Below are 17,008 nucleotides of genomic sequence, written 5' to 3'. Positions count from 1 at the left end.
GGATGGTGCGATGCACTATCCCGAAATCTTTCAGGCACCAATATGACAAAGCTAACCTATCCTCGCTATTCCAATCTGTGCGGTTGGAATGCCATGCTCCCGCCGCGCCAGCAGCGCGCTGCGCTTAATCAAGACATTGCGGTCGATTACGCAATCGTCGGAGCCGGGTTCACCGGTTTCGCCATCGCACGTCGATTGCGTGAACTGGACCCTGACGCCAGTATCGCAGTGATTGAAGCGACGACGGTGGGGGAAGGTTCTTCCGCCCGAAACTCGGGTTTCACAGGGTCCGACGTGCTGCCGCGCAATGCCTCGATAGAAATGGCTGAAAAGGCACGCCTTCAGTCGGGCTTCTTCACCGAAGCTTTTGAATGGTTGATGCGGATCATCCGTGAAAATAATATTGATTGTGACATGCGGCAGGTTGGATCGATCCGCGGTGCAGCAACAGAACTTGGCGAAGCCTCTTTACGCAAAGTCGCCGAAGTGGCTCGCGTCAATAATATTGCTCATACTCTCCTGTCGCGCGAGGACATTCATCGTCGTATCGGGAGCGCGTATTATCGCTTCGGCATCCACATGCAGGATACTTGGTTGCTACAACCCGCGGCCCTGATCCGTGGTCTTGCCGATGCACTACCAAACGACGTTGCGATCTATGAAAACACACCGGTTACAACCTTGACCAAGCGCGACGGCTGGGTTTTGGAGACGCCAGGTGGCGTTGTAAAATGTAAGAACATGGCGCTGGCGACCAACGCATTCATCCGAAAGTTCGGCTATCTGAAATCACGTATGGCGACCATTTATACTTATGCTGCGGTGACTGAAGAAATTGCCAATAGCCGAGTTGATGAACTAGGCGAGTCCGAGGCATGGGGATTGTTGCCCTCGCATCGGCTTGGCACGACGTTGCGTCGCATTGGTCGTAACCGGATTATGGTGCGCAGTCTTTATGCGCATGAGGCCGAACTCGGTGAGCGCGAAGCTGTAAGCAAGCTCAGAGATCGTTTTGAACGCCGATGGCCTAATCTCAAAGATGTGCAGTTCGAATATTTGTGGGCTGGTACGACTGCGTTCACGATGAATGGGGCGCCGTGGTGGGGTCGCGTTGAGGACGGCCTCTATGCATCGGGTGGCTGCAATGGCAGTGGTATCGCGAAAGGTACAATGCTTGGGCGACACCTTGCCGAACTTATGCTGGGCAAGGGCGAGCATACAGCAATGTCTGGTGTAATGGGTACGGCAAGTTGGATTGCACCTGAGCCCTTCCGGTCAATTGGGTTCAATCTTATCTCAACACTGGAAAGCCGTAAGGCAGGTCTGGAAATGTGAAGCCCGAACAGGTTGACGGCGCTAACGACCGCCCTTGAACGTGTCCAATTGAATCCAACCGCACGTTCACGTTTCCGTTCGGGTCGTAAGAGCCTGGGACGGGTAGCCACGAAGAATCTTGACTGGCAATCAGGTGGTTGTGCCGACAGCTAATGATGCCCACTTCACTACATTCTTGGCTGGACCGGAGTCTGCTTCCGGTCCCCGTGCGGTCGTTTCAAATGGCACATATGATAATAATCACATTTTTCCATATGTCTGTTTTCAATGTTTGGACGTGTATCAAACTAGCGCCAATATGCTGGCGGCGTCCAATTGGCGGCCGAATTGTTGACGAGTGTACAGATCGACGTCGACATTTGGTCTGTGAAAAACAAAAGCCGTCTATTCATTATCCCCTCACCGCCCCTCTGCTTCGCTTCCCGTAAAAATCACGAACTCTTCACTGTGCTGTTCATCAATCGACGGGTCTCAGGCCCTTCAGCGCTCGAAAACCAGCTTGGCGTTTCTCATCCAGATCCTGACCCGAACGTAGAGTCGGTTCTCCAAGGCGCTTCATCGATTGATTCGTAGTAACCAAGGGCGACCCGGGATTTTCCAGGACGTCATGTGTCAAAATTCGAGCGCATATCCGATATCATCCCAAATTTAATTGAACGATGCCGCAGGAACTTTAGGGAGTTTTGAAGAAGAAAGCTCGCGCCGTCGCGCAATAGGTTTGCCCCAGCTACAGCAAGACAGTTGCTAGGCTGTTGCTAGGTGGAAAATGCAAACAACCGCGCAATCTATTCGGTCAAAATTTACAAGCAATTTCAAGGAGATGAGTGGTGGGCGATGAGAGACTCGAACTCCCGACATCTTCGGTGTAAACGAAGCGCTCTACCAACTGAGCTAATCGCCCGACTGTTTCGCCACGTGTCTGGCCAGTCGTTGTGAGAGCCGTTTAGGCAATTCGCGCGACAAGCGCAAGTGCAAAAATCAGCATCCGGCTTCTTTCTTGTGTTTTTCTGCAGGCGTTTCCGCCGGTTCCCTGACGAACAAGCCAAAAGGGAACAGTCAGACGAGAACACCGCAAAAGCCCAACAAAATCCGTACCCCGTGCCGATATTCCCTGACGGGATAGGAAACCGCATTGTCTGAGCGGTGAACGGTTAGTCACCGCCCCTGAGATTATCCGGCCAGACGCTCAGGCGAACGGAGGATGGATGCGCCGCCCGCCGCCTGCACAGCGAGGCTGCCATAGTCGATCCCGGCTGCCAGAGCCCGATGGGCGTCGTGACTATCGAGCCAGGAATCGATGAAGCCTGCATTGAAGGCGTCGCCCGCGCCGGTCGTGTCGATGACCGGCACGTCCTTCGCCGCCATGTGAATGTCCGCTTCGGCAGTGCGAAGCCATGCACCCTCGCCACCGCCTTTCAACGCAACGACCGGGAAATGGCCTGCGAGAGCATCAAGCGCTTTTGCCGGATCGTCATGGCCGGTGATGGCCTGCGCTTCCTCGCGGTTGGGCAGGAATATATCGACGCCCTCGCAGGCAGAGAGAAGACCGGAATCGTAGATCAGCGTTTCGTCCCAGCTTGGATCAAGCGAGACGGAAAGACCTCCGGCCTTTGCCTGCCGCACGAGATCGGGAATTTCATGCAGCGTGGCGAATTCGGCGATGTGCAGATGCCCGGCATCTTTCCATGCCAAAGCGGCGGAAAGGGTGGCGGGAAGCGCGGAACCGGCGCGGCGCGACAGGAATGCACGGTCGTTGCCAATCACGCTTGCCACCGTCACCTGCGGTCCGGCATCGTCGGCGCGCTCCAGAAAGCGCAAGTCGACGCCATCGATCTTCAGGTCCGGCTCCAGCCCGCGCGACAGGCCGTCAAAGCCAAGCCGCGCAACCAGCGCAACTGCCCTGCCCGCATGGGCAAGATGAGCAGCGGAAATAAAGGCGCCGCCGCCTGCCGCCATCTTCATGTTCTCGGCGAAAATCTCGCGCCCCGGCTGCGGTAGCGATTGCAGCCCGGTGAAGATGAGGTCGCAGTAAATCCGTCCGATGCTGAGGACAGCCGGACGCTTGAATTGTTGCGGCATCATAGGCGGCCCAGACTCTTCTCGGTTTTCGCGTCGAAGAGATAGAGGCTTCCGGCAGGCGCAGACACGGCAAGCGTGCCGCCCGTTGCCGGAATGACCTTGCCCGGAGCCGTTGCAATCACCGAAACGCCGTTGACATCAAGATGCACCAGCGTTTCCGCGCCAAGCGGCTCAACCGCCGTCACCGTGCCGGTGAGCGATAGACCATTGGCCGTCCCCTCCTCGACTTTCAGGTCGTGCGGACGAACGCCGACCAGAATGTCGCCATCAGGCGCAAGCTCAACACCAGCACCGCTGCGACGGCCTGCAATGAGGTTCATTGACGGGCTGCCGATGAAGCGCGCCGTGAACACATCGGTCGGGTTTTCATAAAGCTCTGTCGGCGTGCCGGTCTGGAGAATGCGGCCATCGCGCATGACCACGATGCGGTCGGCCATGGTCATGGCTTCAACCTGATCGTGCGTCACATAAACGGTCGTCGTCTTAAGACGCTGATGCAAGCGCTTGATTTCAATGCGCATCTGCGCGCGAAGCTGGGCATCGAGGTTCGACAGCGGCTCATCGAAAAGGAAGGCCGACGGGTTGCGCACCATGGCGCGACCGATGGCGACACGCTGGCGCTGGCCGCCGGACAATGCCGCCGGGCGACGGTCGAGATAGGGTTCGAGGCCGAGCGCCTTGCCGGTTTCTTCGATCCGCTTGTCCTTCTCGGCCTTGGAAAGGTTCGACGTATAAAGCCCGAAGCCGATATTCTGGCGAACAGTCATATGCGGATAGATTGCATAGTTCTGGAACACCATGGCGATGTTGCGCTGCTTCGGATCGCGTTCGTTGACGACTTCGCCGCCGATCTTCAGATGACCGCCGGAAATGTCCTCAAGCCCCGCAATCATGCGCAGGGTCGTGGACTTGCCGCAGCCCGAAGGTCCGACAAAAACAACAAATTCCCCGTCCTTGATCTGGAGATCGATTGCCCGGACCGCCTCGACCTTGCCATAACGCTTGACAAGCTTTTCAAGTTCGATGGTTGCCATCAGCGTGTCTCCACAAGTGCACTGAATTTATCATTGAGTTCGCGCGCAGCCTTTGCTTCGGCGGCTGCGTGATCGACGGCCAGCGCCTTGAAGCGGTCGGCCTCAGCCTTATGCCGCGCCAGCGCTGCATTCATCGCGGTTGGCGCCGGACCGCCAAGACGATCCCGTACCGCCACGAAATGCTGCGGCGAGACCAGTTCCTCGAATTTCTCGCGCCCGAAGGACGGCTCGCGCCCGGCGGATTCGCGGAAAGCTTCGAGGAAAGGCTCGAAACTGTCCTTTTCCAGACCGCCGCCCATGGCGACGACAGCACGAGCAACCCTGGCCGCGATTTCATGCGCCTGACGGAAAGAGAGATTTTCGATACGCACCAGCGAATCCGCCAGTTCCGTGATGGTGATGCAGGAGCGGCGGATGTTTTCGGCGACACGCGCCGGATCGATGCGGATCGCGCCGATGAACGCGGCCAGAAGTTCCAGCACGCGGCCAGCAGAGGCGAATGCCTCATAGCCCATCTGTTGCGTTTCGCCTTCACTGTCGTTCATGTCGGTAAAAGGCGTGTTGTGCATCACATCCAGCACCGTCCGGGCGCGGCCCATGGTCTGGCTTGCCAGATGGCGCATATGTTCGATTGGAACCGGATTGCGCTTCTGCGGCATGATCGACGAAATCTGCACGAAAGCGTTCGGCACATAAATCTGGCCGACCTCGAAACTGGTCCAGAACTGGAAGTCCTGAATGAGACGCCCAAGATGCACGAACATCAGTTCCAGCGCCGAATAGGTGGAGGTGATGTAATCCACCGCCGCGATGCAGCTATAGGAATTCGGCAAGGGGGCGGCAAAGCCCAACAGGCTGGCAACCTGTGCGCGGTCAATAGGGAAGCCTGAGGTGGTGATGGCCGCCGCCCCCATGGGCGACAGATTGACGATGGCGCGCGCGGCTTCCATCCGTTCCATGTCGCGGACGAGAACCTCGATAGCCGCCGAAAGATAATGGCCGAAGGTCGATGGCTGTGCAGGCTGGCCATGCGTATAGGCGACGATCAGCGTCTGATTTTCGCGCTCGACAGCGGTAACCATGCTATCCAGCAGATTGCGCGCCTGCGCCATCAGCGCGTCTATGCGGGCTTTCAGGCCAAGCTTGAACAGGGTGTGGTCGATATCGTTGCGCGAGCGCGCCGTGTGAAGGCGACCGGCAATATCGGCACCGATGCGGGCCTTCAGCTCCTTTTCGATGAGGAAGAAGAAGTCCTCCACTTCACCCGTATAGGTGAGCTTTGAAGGATCGATTTCCTTGTCGATGGCTTCCAGCGCACCGGCAATGGCTGCGGCCTGCTCGCGGTCGAGAATGCCGGTTTCAACCAGCATGACGAGATGGGCGCGGTCGATGCGGCGAAAGCCGTCGACATGGTGGGTCTTGGCGCCGTCGAAAAGCGGGCGGAGCACGGTTTCCTTGTAAACCGGATCGGGGAAGACGCTTTTATCGGACAGCCGTGGATCGAGATCGGACATGGTTCAACCCTTGAGGCCAGCGAGCATGACACCGCGCACGATGTAACGCTGGAGAAGAAGGAAGACGACGAGTGTGGGAAGCGTGGCGATGGCCGCGCCGGTCATGATCATTTCCCACTGGATGGACTGCTCAACGGCGAAGCTCGAAAGCCCTACCGGCAGCGTGTAAAGCTCCGGGCTGGTGGCAACGATCAGCGGCCAGAAGAACGCGGTCCAGTTGCCGAGGAAGGTGAAGATCGCAAGCGCCGAGAGCGCAGGCGTCACCAGCGGCATGGCGACTTTCCACCAGATCTGGAATTCGTTGAGGCCGTCGACGCGGGCAGCTTCCAGAAAGTCGTTGGGAACGCCTTCGAAGAACTGCTTCATGAGGAACGTGCCGAAGGCCGTCATCATGCCGGGGAACATGATGCCCCAGTAGCTGTCCAGCCAGCCAAGCTTGCTCGACATCAGATACCACGGGATCACCAGCATTTCGGTGGGGATCATCAGCGTGGACAGGATGGCGAGGAAGATGAAATAGCGACCGCGGAACTGGAATTTCGCCAGCGTGTAGCCGACGAGACTGTCGAAGAAGACGTTCGACAGCGTGACCACGACCGCAACGATCATGGAATTCAGGAACCAGCGGATGAAGCGGCCATCGGCAAGGATGGTGGCATAGTTCTGCAATGTCGGCTCCGCCGGGATCAGGCGCAGGTCGTAGACCTGCCCCGCCGTCTTGAGCGAGGTGGAGAACATGAAAGCCAGCGGCGTGACCATGATGAGGCCGCCGATGAGCAGCAGCGTCCATGTCAGGATGCGGCCGGGTCGGAGGTTCTGGAAGGGGAGCGGTTTCGTTTGGGCGGGCGCTGTCATTTCTTTTCCCTCAGTATCCAGAGCTGCAACAGCGAGACGCAAAGCAGGATGGTGAAGAGAACGACGGTTTGCGCAGCCGCATAACCCATCGCATAGGAGGAGAAGGCGGTCTGATAGATCATCAGCACCAGCGGCTTGGTCGAGCCGAGCGGTCCGCCGGGATCGTTCGTGGTCATGTTGTAGACCTGATCGAAGATGCGCAGGAAGCCGATGGACGAGAAGACGACGAGGAATACCGTGGTCGGTTTCAGAAGCGGGATCGTGATCTTGCGCAGGATCGCCCATTCGCCGAGGCCATCGATGCGCGCGGCTTCATAAAACGTGTTGGGAACAGCGCGCAGGCCCGCCATGAAGATGATGATCTGGAAGCCGAGACCGGCCCAGATGGAGGTCGCCATAATAGCGTAAAGCCCCTGATCGACCGAGCGCAGAAAACCCTGCTGTGGGAGGCCCAGCGCATTCAGGATATTATTGATGAAGCCGATGGGCGCAGGCTGATAAAACCAGCGCCAGACCCATGCCATGGCCGCTGCCGTGGTGAGATATGGCAGAAAATAGAGCGCACGGATAAAGCCGTGCATGACGCGCACGCGATCCAGGAAATAGGCAATCGTAAACGCCAGAACGAGACTAATCGGCGTGCCAACCAGCAGATAGGTAAAAGTGTTCCTAAACACTTTCCAGAATTCCGGGTCGGCAAAAAGCTTCTGGTAATTGGCGAGGCCGATGAACTTTGGCGGGTTCATCAGGTCCCAGTCCGTCAAAGACAGCCAGAAAGCCTCTATCGTCGGGTAAAAGCGGATGACCGAATAGAACAGGATCGGGAGAGCCAGAAAGCTCCACACCCAGATCAACCGTCTTGTGCGCATGGAAAGGCGGTCCGTCAGGCCGTTGCCCGAAGGCCCCTTGCCCCTACCGCCTGTTTCAGCCGTCCCGGCCTCTACAGTCAATGTCATGTGTCAAAATCCTTCGGCTACAGATGAGCCGCGCCGTAAACAGGCAGGAGGAGAGGAAGTGGCCAGAACCGTTTCCAGCCACTTCCTCTTTCACGATTGCCTTACTTGGCCGCGTCGAGCACTTCCTGCTCGGACTTGGCTGCCTGCTCGAGAGAGTCCTTGACTGGCTGCTTTTCGAGAATGACGCGGTTGGCCATATCGACCGCGATCTGACGCTGCTTCAGCTCATCCACGAACATGGTCGTGTGGGCATATTCCAGACCTTTCAGGAACGGACCGTAGATCGGATCAGCAAGGTTCGTTTCCGTCAGGGCCGCCGAACGGCGCGCAGGCAGTTCGCCCACGTCCTTCAGCCAGATTTCCATGGCTTCCGGAGAGGAGATGTAGTTCAGGAACTTCTTGGCAGCTTCGAGTTTCTCACCGCTTGCCTTGGCGCTGATGCCGTTGGCGAAGTAGCTGGCATAGTTGGAGCGCCTCCCTTCCGCATTGGCCGGAAGCTCGGTCACACCCCATTCGAAGTCCTTGATGGTGCGGAACGAACCGAGACGGAAGGTGCCGTCGATGGTCATGGCTGCCATGCCGGCACGGAAGGCGGCCTGCCCTTCGTCCATGAACTTGACTTCGCCGACCTTATGTTCGGTCTGGAGACCGGTATAGAAGGCAAGCGCCTTTTCACCGGCAGCATCGTTATAGGCAACCTTGCGGTCGTTGTCGGTATAGGGCTGACCGCCGAACTGGCGCACCAGAACCTCACGCCACCAATGCTGGTCCTGTCCAGGCATGTCGAGCGTGATGCCTTCGGCCAGAAGATTGCCGGAAGCGTCGCGCTTCGTCGTCTTCTTGGCGGCTTCGACCATTTCGTCCAGCGTCTTGGGCGGATTGTTCGGATCGAGACCAGCTTCGGTGAAGAGCTTCTTGTTGTAGAAAAGCGCCAGCGAGCGGACGGCGGTCGGCAGACCGTAATATTCATCGCCGCGCTTCATCGCAGAAACGATCGGGAAGAATTCGCTTTCGATCTTGTCATGCGGGAACGCATCCTGCGGCAGCGGCTGCAGAATGCCGCCAGCCACGAACTTGTCGAGCCAGCCATAGAAAAGCTGCATCACGTCCGGGCTCTTGCCCGCCATCTTGGCTGCGATAACGCGCGTCTGATAGTCGTCGTAAGGGAACGTGACCTGCTTGACCTTGATGTCCGGATTGGCCTTTTCGAAATTCTCGATCAGCTTGTCCATCGCCTTGACGCGTGTCTCAAAGACATACTGCCAATATTCGATTTCGACAGCCTGTGCGGCATTGATCGCAAAGGTGCTGAGCCCCGCAACCAGACCTGCCAGTAACAGCTTGCGCATTTAAACCTCCCTATTGCCCCGCCCACCGGTACGAATGCGGTCCCAGGCACGGCCACGGAGATGCCCAGCATCATCCGCTTATTCCACCACATGCCGCGCAGGTCATGCGCAGCGCCCATTTTCCTCACGCAGGAACCCACTTCCCCAACATGAGCAAGAGCAGTCTTCACCACCCTCTCTTTACGGTTCAATGTTGCGAGCGTTTTGTCAATAAGATAATTTAGTTGAATTAATATATTGCTGTTAGAAACAGCCCGCGATATCTCTCTGACGGGAGACAGGAGGGACCATGACATCGAAATCGGACGGCGAACCGGTCACCGCATCTGCAACCGCTGCAGGTGGGGTGCTTGCGGTTACCCTCGGCAAGAATCCCGAACGAATCCGCGATCATAACCGGCGCGTGGTGCTTGATGTCGTGCGCCGCCATGGGCCGCTTGGCCGGATGCATATCGCCCGCCTGACCCACCTGACCGCTCAGGCCATCGCCAATATCGTCGATGAGCTGGTTTCAGAGAACCTGTTGATGCAGCTCGGGCGGCTGAAAACAGGTCGCGGCCAGCCGCCAATCCAGTTCGCCGTGAATCCTGAAGGAGCGATGACCATTGGCGTCGAAATGGGGTCGACGCATATGGTAACGACGGTGCTCGATCTTTCCGGCAAGCCGCGCACGCAGCATGTGCGCCCGATCCATGATGTCAGCCCCGACAAGCTTTCCGCCCAGTTGCGAAAAGAAGTCGATGCAGTGAAGGCTTCGTTTCCAGCGCGCCTGCTCGGCATAGGCGTGGTGATGCCGGGACCTTTCGACATTGAAGGCATGAGTTCGGTCGGACCGACCACCCTGCCCGGCTGGTCCGGGATCGATGCAGCGGCAGTTCTGAGCGAAGCCTGTGGCGAATCCGTTCTGGTCGAAAACGATGCCAACGCCGCCGCCGTTGGCGAACGCCTGTTCGGCGCGGGACATGCCATTTCCAACTTCGCCATGATCTATTTCGGGGCCGGTATCGGGCTCGGCATGATCCAGGAAGGCGCACCGTTTCGCGGTGCTTTCGGCAATGCCGGTGAAATCGGCCATATCGTCATTACGCCCAATGGGCGTGGCTGCGCCTGCGGCCAGAAGGGCTGTCTTGAAACCTATGCCTCGCTTCATGCCCTGCGCGAAAAGCTTCATGCGGCGGGCATCGAGAAAACGGATTTCGACGCGCTGGAAAAGCTGCATGAAGACCGCAACCCCGTTCTGATGGGATGGGTGCAGGAGGCCGCCGACCATCTTGCGCCAATGATTGCCATGATCGAAAACATTCTTGATCCCGAGACGATCATTCTGGGCGGCATGTTGCCCGATGCGATCATCGATGACCTGATCCGGCATATGGGCGGCCTGCCGATTTCGGTTGCTAGCCGCCGCGCCCGCGCATTGCCGCGTGTCATTCGCGGGCAGACAGGGCAATTCACCGCTGCTCTGGGCGCGGCATCGCTGCCCATGTTCGAGGCCATGACGCCAAAGCTCGATACAAATTCGGAAATCTAACCATGCTCACTGCCCGCCAGCGCATCGAGCGCCAGAAGTCGTCTCCGGCCCTTGTCCGGCTGCACCGGACGCTGAGCAGGCTGCGCTCGACAGTCACGCTGATGCATACGGGCGCACATCCCGATGACGAGCAGAGCGGCCTGATGGCCTATATGCGTTTTGGCCTTGGCGTGCGGGTGGTGATTGCCTGTTCGACACGCGGCGAAGGCGGGCAGAACGCGCTCGGCCCGGAACGCGGCGGTGCGCTCGGCGTGATCCGCAGCCGCGAAATGGAGGAAGCAGCGCGCATTCTCGATTGCGACGTGCATTGGCTGGGCCATGGTCCTGACGATTCCGTCCACGATTTCGGCTTCTCCAAGGACGGCGACGGTACATTCAACCATTGGGGAGAGGAAAAAACCGTCGAGCGGCTGGTCCGCGCCTATCGCACCGAGCGCCCGGATATCGTGCTGCCGAGTTTTCTCGACGTTCCCGGCCAGCACGGCCACCATCGCGCCATGACGCGGGCGGCGGAAACAGCGATACGGCTCGCCGCCGATCCCGATGCTTTTCCGGAACATTTAGCCGACGGGCTGACGCCGTGGCAGGTGGCGAAATTCTATCTCCCCGCCTGGCCGGGCGGCGGCGATACATATGATGACGAACTTCCGCCGCCCGACACGACATTGACAATTCATACGGCGGGCCGCGATGCGGCAACCGGCGCCGATTACGACCGGATCGGTGAATGGTCGCGTGCCTGCCATGCAACGCAGGGCATGGGTCGCTGGCCGGAAACGCCGCAGATCGAGTGGCCGCTGCATCTGAAATTGCCGGAAAGCCGTTCGGAAACAACTATTCTTGAGGGACTTCCCGAAACTCTGGAAGCGCTGGCAAAGCTCGATGGGCTGGCATCGGAAAACCGGAAGCAGCTTCGTGATGCCCATTCTTCCATCGAGCAGGCAATAGCGACTTTTCCCGACCGCGAAGCCATTGTCAAAAATCTGGTCGGGGCCGCGACATGCCTAAAGGCTGTACTGACCAGTGCACCGGACGATTTTCTGCTGCTGCATGGACACAGGCTGGAACGCAAGTTGCGGGAAGTTGACGCGGCCCTGATCGAAGCGGCCTCGCTGTTTGAGCGCGCTTATCTGGATGAGCCGATATTGCCGACAGGCGGCGAGACGCGCCTCGTTGTCGAATATGGCCCTGGTGCGGCAGAGATTGCAGCAACGGCGGTGGCTGTGCTGCCCGAAAACTGCGCGCTTGTCAGTGACCTGCGAAACCCTGGACGAGAAATTCTGACTGTTTCGCCAGCGAAAGACGCGGAACTTTCTCCGCTTTTCGAAACCGTTTGGGGGTCTCTCGGCGGCAACGGGCAGGCCTATATCCGGCTGAAGGCGCAGTTTGGCGGGCATCTGGCGGAATGCAGCTTCGACCTCGAAGAGCCGCTCGCCATTGTGCCGCCCGTCTCGTTGAAGATCGACCCGCCAGCCGTCCTCCTATCGCGCCAACGGGAACCATCGCCGGTCCAGCTCCTTGCGAACGGTCCGGCAAAACAGATCACTTTTACATCGCAAAACGGTTGGGGAGCCAACGTAAACGGATCGAGCGTCACCTTGCACGGTCCCTCCGATCCGATACCGGGCTTGACCTGCCTGCAGGCATTGATTGACGGAATCCCGGCATGGCAAACACACATTGCCAGCTATCCGCATTTCGGCAGAACGGTCTGGCGCGAGCCTGCAACGCTTCCGGTGCTGGCTCTTGACGTGAAGCTGCCCGATACCCGCATTGGCTATATCGGCGGCGGTGCGGACAATGTCGGCCTTTGGTTGAAACGCATGGGATTTGACGTCACCCACATCGAACCTCATCATCTTGCCGGTGATCTTTCGCAATTCACTACTATCGTGATTGGAATATTCGCTTTCGGCTCGCGCGTTGACCTTGCTGCGGCAACGGAAAAGCTGCACCGATTTGTGGAGGATGGCGGGCATCTGGTCACACTCTATCACCGGCCATCCGACGGCTGGCACCCGGACCAAACACCGCCGCGACCACTGACCATCGGCTCGCCGTCATTGCGCTGGCGCGTGACGAATCCCGATGCGGTGGTTACAGTTCTTAAGCCCAAATACTCCCTGCTCGTCGGTCCCAATGCTATCAGCGAAGCGGATTGGGATGGCTGGCACAAGGAGCGCGGACTTTATTTTGCTTCTGCATGGGATGATGCTTATCAGCCCTTGCTTTCCATGCACGATGATGGAGAACAACCGCTCTATGGCGCACTTGTATCCGCCAGGATCGGCAAGGGCCGTCATACGCATACGAGTCTCGTATTGCACCATCAGCTCGACAAGCTCGTCCCCGGAGCTTTCCGTTTGATGGCAAATCTTATGCAACCCGCTGGATAATCCCAACATATCGTTTTCATGAAATATTCGTGACGAATTACCCCCAAAAAGAGGAAGTATTTTCTCTTATATTTCATTTCACTAATTAATTTTTCTTGAGTTCCCTTCGCAGAAAAATTTCGCTCTATCACAGCGTGTATTTGACTCATGGAGATAAATTATCATGCGCAATCTGGTACGTGTTTCTTTGGCCGGTCTTTTCCTCGGCGCTAACCTTGCTACGGCTTTCGCTCAGGCAACGCCGGAGCAGATGGAAATGGCCTATAATGCCGCCCGCAATCAGCTTGGCGTGCTCCAGTACTGCCAGGAAAAGGGTTACACCGATGGCGGCGCCATCGAGATCCAGACGAAAATGATTGCCCTTATCCCTGCCCCAGCCGACACCTCCAAGGCCGATGCTGCCGAAGCAACCGGCAAGCAGGGCAAGGTTTCTGCGATGGGTATGGAGCAGGATATCGCCACCAGCGCAAAAGCGCAGAACATCTCTGAGGAAAAGCTCTGCCAGACCATGGCCGATGCCGTTAAGCAGGCAGGAGCCCAGCTGCCGCAGTAAGGTGCATGACACAACCATCCACCGATGGAGCCTCGCGCAAGCGGGGCTCTTTGCATTCTGCAACCTTACATTCAATAATGCTTAAATGCCGTTCATCGCGAAATTTCAAATTTCATTTTGTATTCAGGACTTTATTAATCATATGCAATACTCACCATCCGTTTACCATGCAACTTAAGAGGGTGAACATAATTGCCGGATAGTTTGCTCCCAGGTCACAGCGACCACTAAACAAACAAAAATGATCTCAGGAGCAACACATGACCAAGCTTATCGCACGCTTTCGTAAAAACGAATCCGGCGCAACCGCCATCGAATACGGCCTCATCGCGGCTTTGATCGCTGTCGTAATCATCGGCGCGACGACGACGCTGGGAACCACGATCAAGGGCAAATTTGGAGAAATTTCCACAGCAATTTCTAAGGCAAGCAGCGAGTAAAGATGCCGCTTCTTCAGTCAAACAAACCGCCCTTCGGGGCGGTTTTTTTGTCTTGTGGAGTGCCTTTCATCTGCCGGAAGCAACTTTTGGAACGTTATTGCGTTATTGAACAAGCTTGTAGCACCAGCCCATTGAGTGGCATCTACGAGACGATATGAACTGAGCTTACCAAGCTAACGTTCTGCAATCTTTATTGATTATGGTGCTCAAGCAGAAACGCGCATAATCCCTCTAAATAGTGGTTCGCCGCGTGGTTGTTGCGTATTCCAGCGCTGGCACCGGCTTTACTGGAGTAGCGAACATGTCATTGAAATCTATTCTACTCGCGCTTGGCATCGGCGCTGCGAGCCTCACACTCAGCGGTTGCGTGTCCGAAGGCTATTATGGCGACGGTTATGATCCCTACTATTCGCGCGGCAGCTATATTGGTACGGGCGTCATTTATGACAGCGGCGGCTATTACCGTGATTATCGCCGCTATCCGCGTTATTATCGGGACTCTCGTTATCGTTACCGCGACAATTATCGTTACCGTGACCGTGACAGGAACCGTCCGAGTTATAACAGGCCCGAGCGCCCGCGCCCGCCGCGTCCGGATCGTCCGCCGTCAGGAAATGCAGGCCGTCCAAATCCGGGCGATCTGCCGATTATCCAGCCTATCAAGCGCGGTCCCCACAACTGAAACAAAAACACCCGCCGAATCGGCGGGTGTTTTTTATAAAGCAGAGGCGGTCGTCATAGCTTGATGACATATTCCTTGCGGGTGGCCTCAAGAACCTCCCAGCTGCCTCTGAAGTCCGGCCGGATAACGAAACTGTCTCCGGCTTTGACTTCGCGGACTTCTCCGTTCTCTTCCTCGATGATCGAACGCCCAGACAGGATATGGCAGAATTCCCATTCGTCGTATTCGATCCGCCACTTGCCAGGCGTGCTTTCCCATATGCCCGCGAAAAGCGTGCCTTCGGCGTTCTCTTCCAAATTCCATGTACGAAACCTGGGATCGCCGGAAAGGACGCGCTCCGGCAAGGGAGCGCCTTCCTCCGGCTCCATGGCAGCGAGGTTGAAAGCGAGAAACCGGCTCATGGATCAGACCTTTGCCAACGCCTGCTCGATATCGGCGATGATATCGTCTGCATCCTCGATGCCGATCGACAACCGCACGACGTCCGGTCCGGCGCCTGCGGCCACCTTCTGCTCGTCGCTCAACTGGCGATGCGTGGTAGATGCCGGATGGATTACCAGCGAACGCGTGTCGCCGATATTGGCGAGCAGCGAGAAGAGTTCGAGACTGTCGACAAACTTCACGCCTGCGTCATAGCCGCCCTTGAGGCCGAAGGTGAAAACGGAGCCTGCCCCCTTCGGCGCATATTTCTGCTGGAGAGCGTGAAATTTATCATGCGGCAGCCCCGCATAATTGACCCACGACACCTTGTCATGGCCATGCAGCCAGGAAGCGACCTTCAGCGCATTGTCGCTGTGGCGCTGAATGCGCAGCGGCAGCGTTTCCACGCCTGTCAGTATCTGGAACGCATTGAATGGAGAGATGGCCGGTCCAAAATCACGCAAGCCCAGTACACGTGCGGCGATGGCGAAGGAAATATTGCCGAAAGTCTTGTGCAGTTCCAGACCCGCATAATCCGGGCGCGGCTCGGTCAGAAGCGGGTAGTTGCCGGATTTCGCCCAGTCGAAGGTGCCGCCATCAACGAGAATGCCGCCCATGGAATTGCCATGGCCGCCGATGAACTTGGTCAGCGAGTGGACGACAATATCCGCGCCATGCTCGATCGGGCGCACCAGATAGGGCGAGGCAAGCGTGTTATCCACGATCAGCGGCAGGCCGTGCTTGTGAGCGATTTCGGCAATCGCTTCGATATCGACGACGATACCGCCTGGATTGGCGAAGCTCTCGATGAAGATGGCGCGGGTGCGATCATCGATCTGCTTGGCGAAATCAGTCGGATTGGTGGCATCGGCCCAGCGCACGTGCCAGTCGAAAGACTTGAACGACTGGCCGAACTGGTTGATCGATCCGCCATAAAGCTGACGCGCGGCGACGAAATTGTCACCCGGTCGCAGCAGCGTATGGAAAACGAGCAACTGTGCGGCATGGCCGGATGCCGTTGCGACCGCTGCCGTACCGCCTTCAAGTGCGGCAATGCGTTCTTCCAGAACTGCGGTCGTCGGATTTGTTATGCGTGTGTAGATATTGCCAAAAGCCTGGAGGCCGAACAGGGAAGCAGCGTGGTCCGCATCATCGAACACAAACGAAGTCGTTTGATAGATCGGTGTTGCACGAGCGCCTGTCGTCGGATCTGGCTTTGCGCCTGCGTGGACCGCGAGCGTTTCAATTCCGGGAGAGCGTTTTGACATCATTTCCTCCTATGTCCCAAACCCCAATCAGGTCCGGACGTTAGGCGTTGCCGCCAAGAAAGCAAAGAAGGATTTTCCGTCCAGTTTCGGAATTGCAGAAATTAAATCCGAAAGTTCTTATCGACCGATCAAACGAGGATATTCGATGGCCGGGCAGCGGTCCATGACGACCGTCAGGCCTGCGTCCACCGCTTTTTTCCCGGCCTCTTCATGCACGACACCAAGCTGTGTCCACAAGACCTTCGGCCTATGTTTCATCGCGAGAACTTCATCCACGATTCCCGGCAGCGAATAAGGTTCGCGGAAGACATCCACCATATCCACCGGCCCTTCGATATCCGCCAGCCGGGCCACCACGCGCTGGCCGTGAATATCCTTGCCCGCCTGCCCCGGATTGACGGGAATGACGCGATACCCCTTGGAAAGCAGGAATTCCATCACGCCATTGCTCGGGCGTTCCGGCTTCGGTGAGGCGCCAAGAAGCGCAATTGTTTTGACGGATTGGAGAATGTTGCGAATCCGATCATCGGAAAGATTTTGCATCTCTGTTCTCCTCAAATGGCTGAGCCAGTGCTTGCCTAGAGGCACATGAACCT

At 57.3% G+C, this 17,008-nt stretch carries 15 protein-coding genes and 1 tRNA gene; 6 read left to right on the top strand and 10 right to left on the bottom strand.

Translation table 11 applies throughout. The annotated features are described in order from the left end of the window. Positions 1-42: 42 nt before the first annotated feature. Positions 43-1,335 (top strand): NAD(P)/FAD-dependent oxidoreductase, encoded by a 1,293-nt coding sequence (locus tag J9800_RS14640; RefSeq protein ID WP_114215644.1) that lies wholly within the window; start codon positions 43-45, stop codon positions 1,333-1,335. An 825-nt stretch (positions 1,336-2,160) separates the two neighbouring features. Here J9800_RS14640 and J9800_RS14635 read toward each other — a convergent pair. The 7 genes from J9800_RS14635 to J9800_RS14605 form a co-directional block, all read right to left on the bottom strand. Further along, positions 2,161-2,236: transfer RNA gene (locus J9800_RS14635), tRNA-Val, on the bottom strand. A 269-nt stretch (positions 2,237-2,505) separates the two neighbouring features. After that, positions 2,506-3,417 carry a carbohydrate kinase family protein gene (locus J9800_RS14630; RefSeq protein ID WP_114215645.1) on the bottom strand — a complete coding sequence of 304 codons (912 nt, stop codon included), beginning with the start codon at positions 3,415-3,417 and terminating at the stop codon, positions 2,506-2,508. Then, complete coding sequence (locus J9800_RS14625; RefSeq protein ID WP_114215646.1) at positions 3,414-4,448, bottom strand: ABC transporter ATP-binding protein; 1,035 nt, start codon at positions 4,446-4,448, stop codon at positions 3,414-3,416. Before J9800_RS14625 ends, J9800_RS14630 begins: the two co-directional genes overlap by 4 nt. Next, on the bottom strand, positions 4,448-5,962 hold the full coding sequence (argH, locus tag J9800_RS14620) for an argininosuccinate lyase (protein WP_114215647.1): 1,515 nt from the start codon (positions 5,960-5,962) through the stop codon (positions 4,448-4,450). Before argH ends, J9800_RS14625 begins: the two co-directional genes overlap by 1 nt. A 3-nt stretch (positions 5,963-5,965) precedes the next feature. Beyond that, on the bottom strand, positions 5,966-6,817 hold the full coding sequence (locus tag J9800_RS14615; RefSeq protein WP_112589454.1) for a carbohydrate ABC transporter permease: 852 nt from the start codon (positions 6,815-6,817) through the stop codon (positions 5,966-5,968). Next, on the bottom strand, positions 6,814-7,686 hold the full coding sequence (locus J9800_RS14610) for a carbohydrate ABC transporter permease (RefSeq protein ID WP_162792643.1): 873 nt from the start codon (positions 7,684-7,686) through the stop codon (positions 6,814-6,816). The genes J9800_RS14615 and J9800_RS14610 overlap by 4 nt, the downstream gene beginning before the upstream one ends. Positions 7,687-7,874: 188 nt before the next feature. Then, positions 7,875-9,122 carry a sugar ABC transporter substrate-binding protein gene (locus tag J9800_RS14605; protein WP_114215648.1) on the bottom strand — a complete coding sequence of 416 codons (1,248 nt, stop codon included), beginning with the start codon at positions 9,120-9,122 and terminating at the stop codon, positions 7,875-7,877. Positions 9,123-9,411: 289 nt separating this feature from the next. Between J9800_RS14605 and J9800_RS14600 the strand changes: the two genes are divergently transcribed. The 5 genes from J9800_RS14600 to J9800_RS14580 all read left to right on the top strand — a co-directional run bounded on the left by J9800_RS14600 (position 9,412) and on the right by J9800_RS14580 (position 14,724). After that, complete coding sequence (locus J9800_RS14600; protein ID WP_114215649.1) at positions 9,412-10,653, top strand: ROK family protein; 1,242 nt, start codon at positions 9,412-9,414, stop codon at positions 10,651-10,653. A gap of 2 nt (positions 10,654-10,655) precedes the next feature. Continuing rightward, positions 10,656-13,049 carry a PIG-L family deacetylase gene (locus J9800_RS14595; RefSeq protein ID WP_114215650.1) on the top strand — a complete coding sequence of 798 codons (2,394 nt, stop codon included), beginning with the start codon at positions 10,656-10,658 and terminating at the stop codon, positions 13,047-13,049. A gap of 163 nt (positions 13,050-13,212) precedes the next feature. Continuing rightward, complete coding sequence (locus J9800_RS14590; protein WP_114215651.1) at positions 13,213-13,602, top strand: pore-forming ESAT-6 family protein; 390 nt, start codon at positions 13,213-13,215, stop codon at positions 13,600-13,602. 260 nt (positions 13,603-13,862) lie between these two features. Next, positions 13,863-14,042 carry a Flp family type IVb pilin gene (locus tag J9800_RS14585; protein WP_112589464.1) on the top strand — a complete coding sequence of 60 codons (180 nt, stop codon included), beginning with the start codon at positions 13,863-13,865 and terminating at the stop codon, positions 14,040-14,042. Between the two features lie 301 nt (positions 14,043-14,343). After that, entirely contained in the window at positions 14,344-14,724 is a 381-nt protein-coding gene (locus J9800_RS14580) for a hypothetical protein (RefSeq protein WP_112589466.1), read from the top strand. A gap of 53 nt (positions 14,725-14,777) precedes the next feature. Here J9800_RS14580 and J9800_RS14575 read toward each other — a convergent pair whose 3' ends face one another. The 3 genes from J9800_RS14575 to J9800_RS14565 all read right to left on the bottom strand — a co-directional run bounded on the left by J9800_RS14575 (position 14,778) and on the right by J9800_RS14565 (position 16,955). Further along, entirely contained in the window at positions 14,778-15,125 is a 348-nt protein-coding gene (locus tag J9800_RS14575) for a cupin domain-containing protein (RefSeq protein ID WP_114215652.1), read from the bottom strand. Between the two features lie 3 nt (positions 15,126-15,128). Beyond that, the gene (locus tag J9800_RS14570) at positions 15,129-16,412 is read right to left on the bottom strand and encodes an O-acetylhomoserine aminocarboxypropyltransferase (protein WP_112589470.1); all 1,284 of its coding nucleotides are present in this window, start codon (positions 16,410-16,412) and stop codon (positions 15,129-15,131) included. A gap of 117 nt (positions 16,413-16,529) precedes the next feature. Beyond that, a complete protein-coding gene (locus J9800_RS14565; RefSeq protein WP_114215653.1) occupies positions 16,530-16,955 on the bottom strand; it encodes a CoA-binding protein in 426 nt (141 codons plus the stop codon). Positions 16,956-17,008 lie beyond the last annotated feature (53 nt).

Source organism: Ochrobactrum sp. AP1BH01-1 (genome assembly GCF_018066705.1).
GTDB lineage: Bacteria > Pseudomonadota > Alphaproteobacteria > Rhizobiales > Rhizobiaceae > Brucella.
The sequence above is the reverse complement of the archived record's forward strand: the minus strand, read 5'-3'. Positions and strand labels throughout refer to the sequence as shown.

Excerpts from the sequence above, each read along its gene's own strand:
- J9800_RS14590 (WP_114215651.1), top strand. The coding sequence starts at position 13,213 with ATGCGCAATCTGGTACGTGTTTCTTTGGCCGGTCTTTTCCTCGGCGCT.
- J9800_RS14615 (WP_112589454.1), bottom strand. The coding sequence starts at position 6,817 with ATGACAGCGCCCGCCCAAACGAAACCGCTCCCCTTCCAGAACCTCCGA.
- J9800_RS14580 (WP_112589466.1), top strand. The coding sequence starts at position 14,344 with ATGTCATTGAAATCTATTCTACTCGCGCTTGGCATCGGCGCTGCGAGC.
- J9800_RS14630 (WP_114215645.1), bottom strand. The coding sequence starts at position 3,417 with ATGATGCCGCAACAATTCAAGCGTCCGGCTGTCCTCAGCATCGGACGG.
- J9800_RS14585 (WP_112589464.1), top strand. The coding sequence starts at position 13,863 with ATGACCAAGCTTATCGCACGCTTTCGTAAAAACGAATCCGGCGCAACC.
- J9800_RS14595 (WP_114215650.1), top strand. The coding sequence starts at position 10,656 with ATGCTCACTGCCCGCCAGCGCATCGAGCGCCAGAAGTCGTCTCCGGCC.
- J9800_RS14575 (WP_114215652.1), bottom strand. The coding sequence starts at position 15,125 with ATGAGCCGGTTTCTCGCTTTCAACCTCGCTGCCATGGAGCCGGAGGAA.
- J9800_RS14605 (WP_114215648.1), bottom strand. The coding sequence starts at position 9,122 with ATGCGCAAGCTGTTACTGGCAGGTCTGGTTGCGGGGCTCAGCACCTTT.
- J9800_RS14625 (WP_114215646.1), bottom strand. The coding sequence starts at position 4,448 with ATGGCAACCATCGAACTTGAAAAGCTTGTCAAGCGTTATGGCAAGGTC.
- argH (WP_114215647.1), bottom strand. The coding sequence starts at position 5,962 with ATGTCCGATCTCGATCCACGGCTGTCCGATAAAAGCGTCTTCCCCGAT.
- J9800_RS14600 (WP_114215649.1), top strand. The coding sequence starts at position 9,412 with ATGACATCGAAATCGGACGGCGAACCGGTCACCGCATCTGCAACCGCT.
- J9800_RS14565 (WP_114215653.1), bottom strand. The coding sequence starts at position 16,955 with ATGCAAAATCTTTCCGATGATCGGATTCGCAACATTCTCCAATCCGTC.
- J9800_RS14610 (WP_162792643.1), bottom strand. The coding sequence starts at position 7,686 with ATGCGCACAAGACGGTTGATCTGGGTGTGGAGCTTTCTGGCTCTCCCG.
- J9800_RS14640 (WP_114215644.1), top strand. The coding sequence starts at position 43 with ATGACAAAGCTAACCTATCCTCGCTATTCCAATCTGTGCGGTTGGAAT.
- J9800_RS14570 (WP_112589470.1), bottom strand. The coding sequence starts at position 16,412 with ATGTCAAAACGCTCTCCCGGAATTGAAACGCTCGCGGTCCACGCAGGC.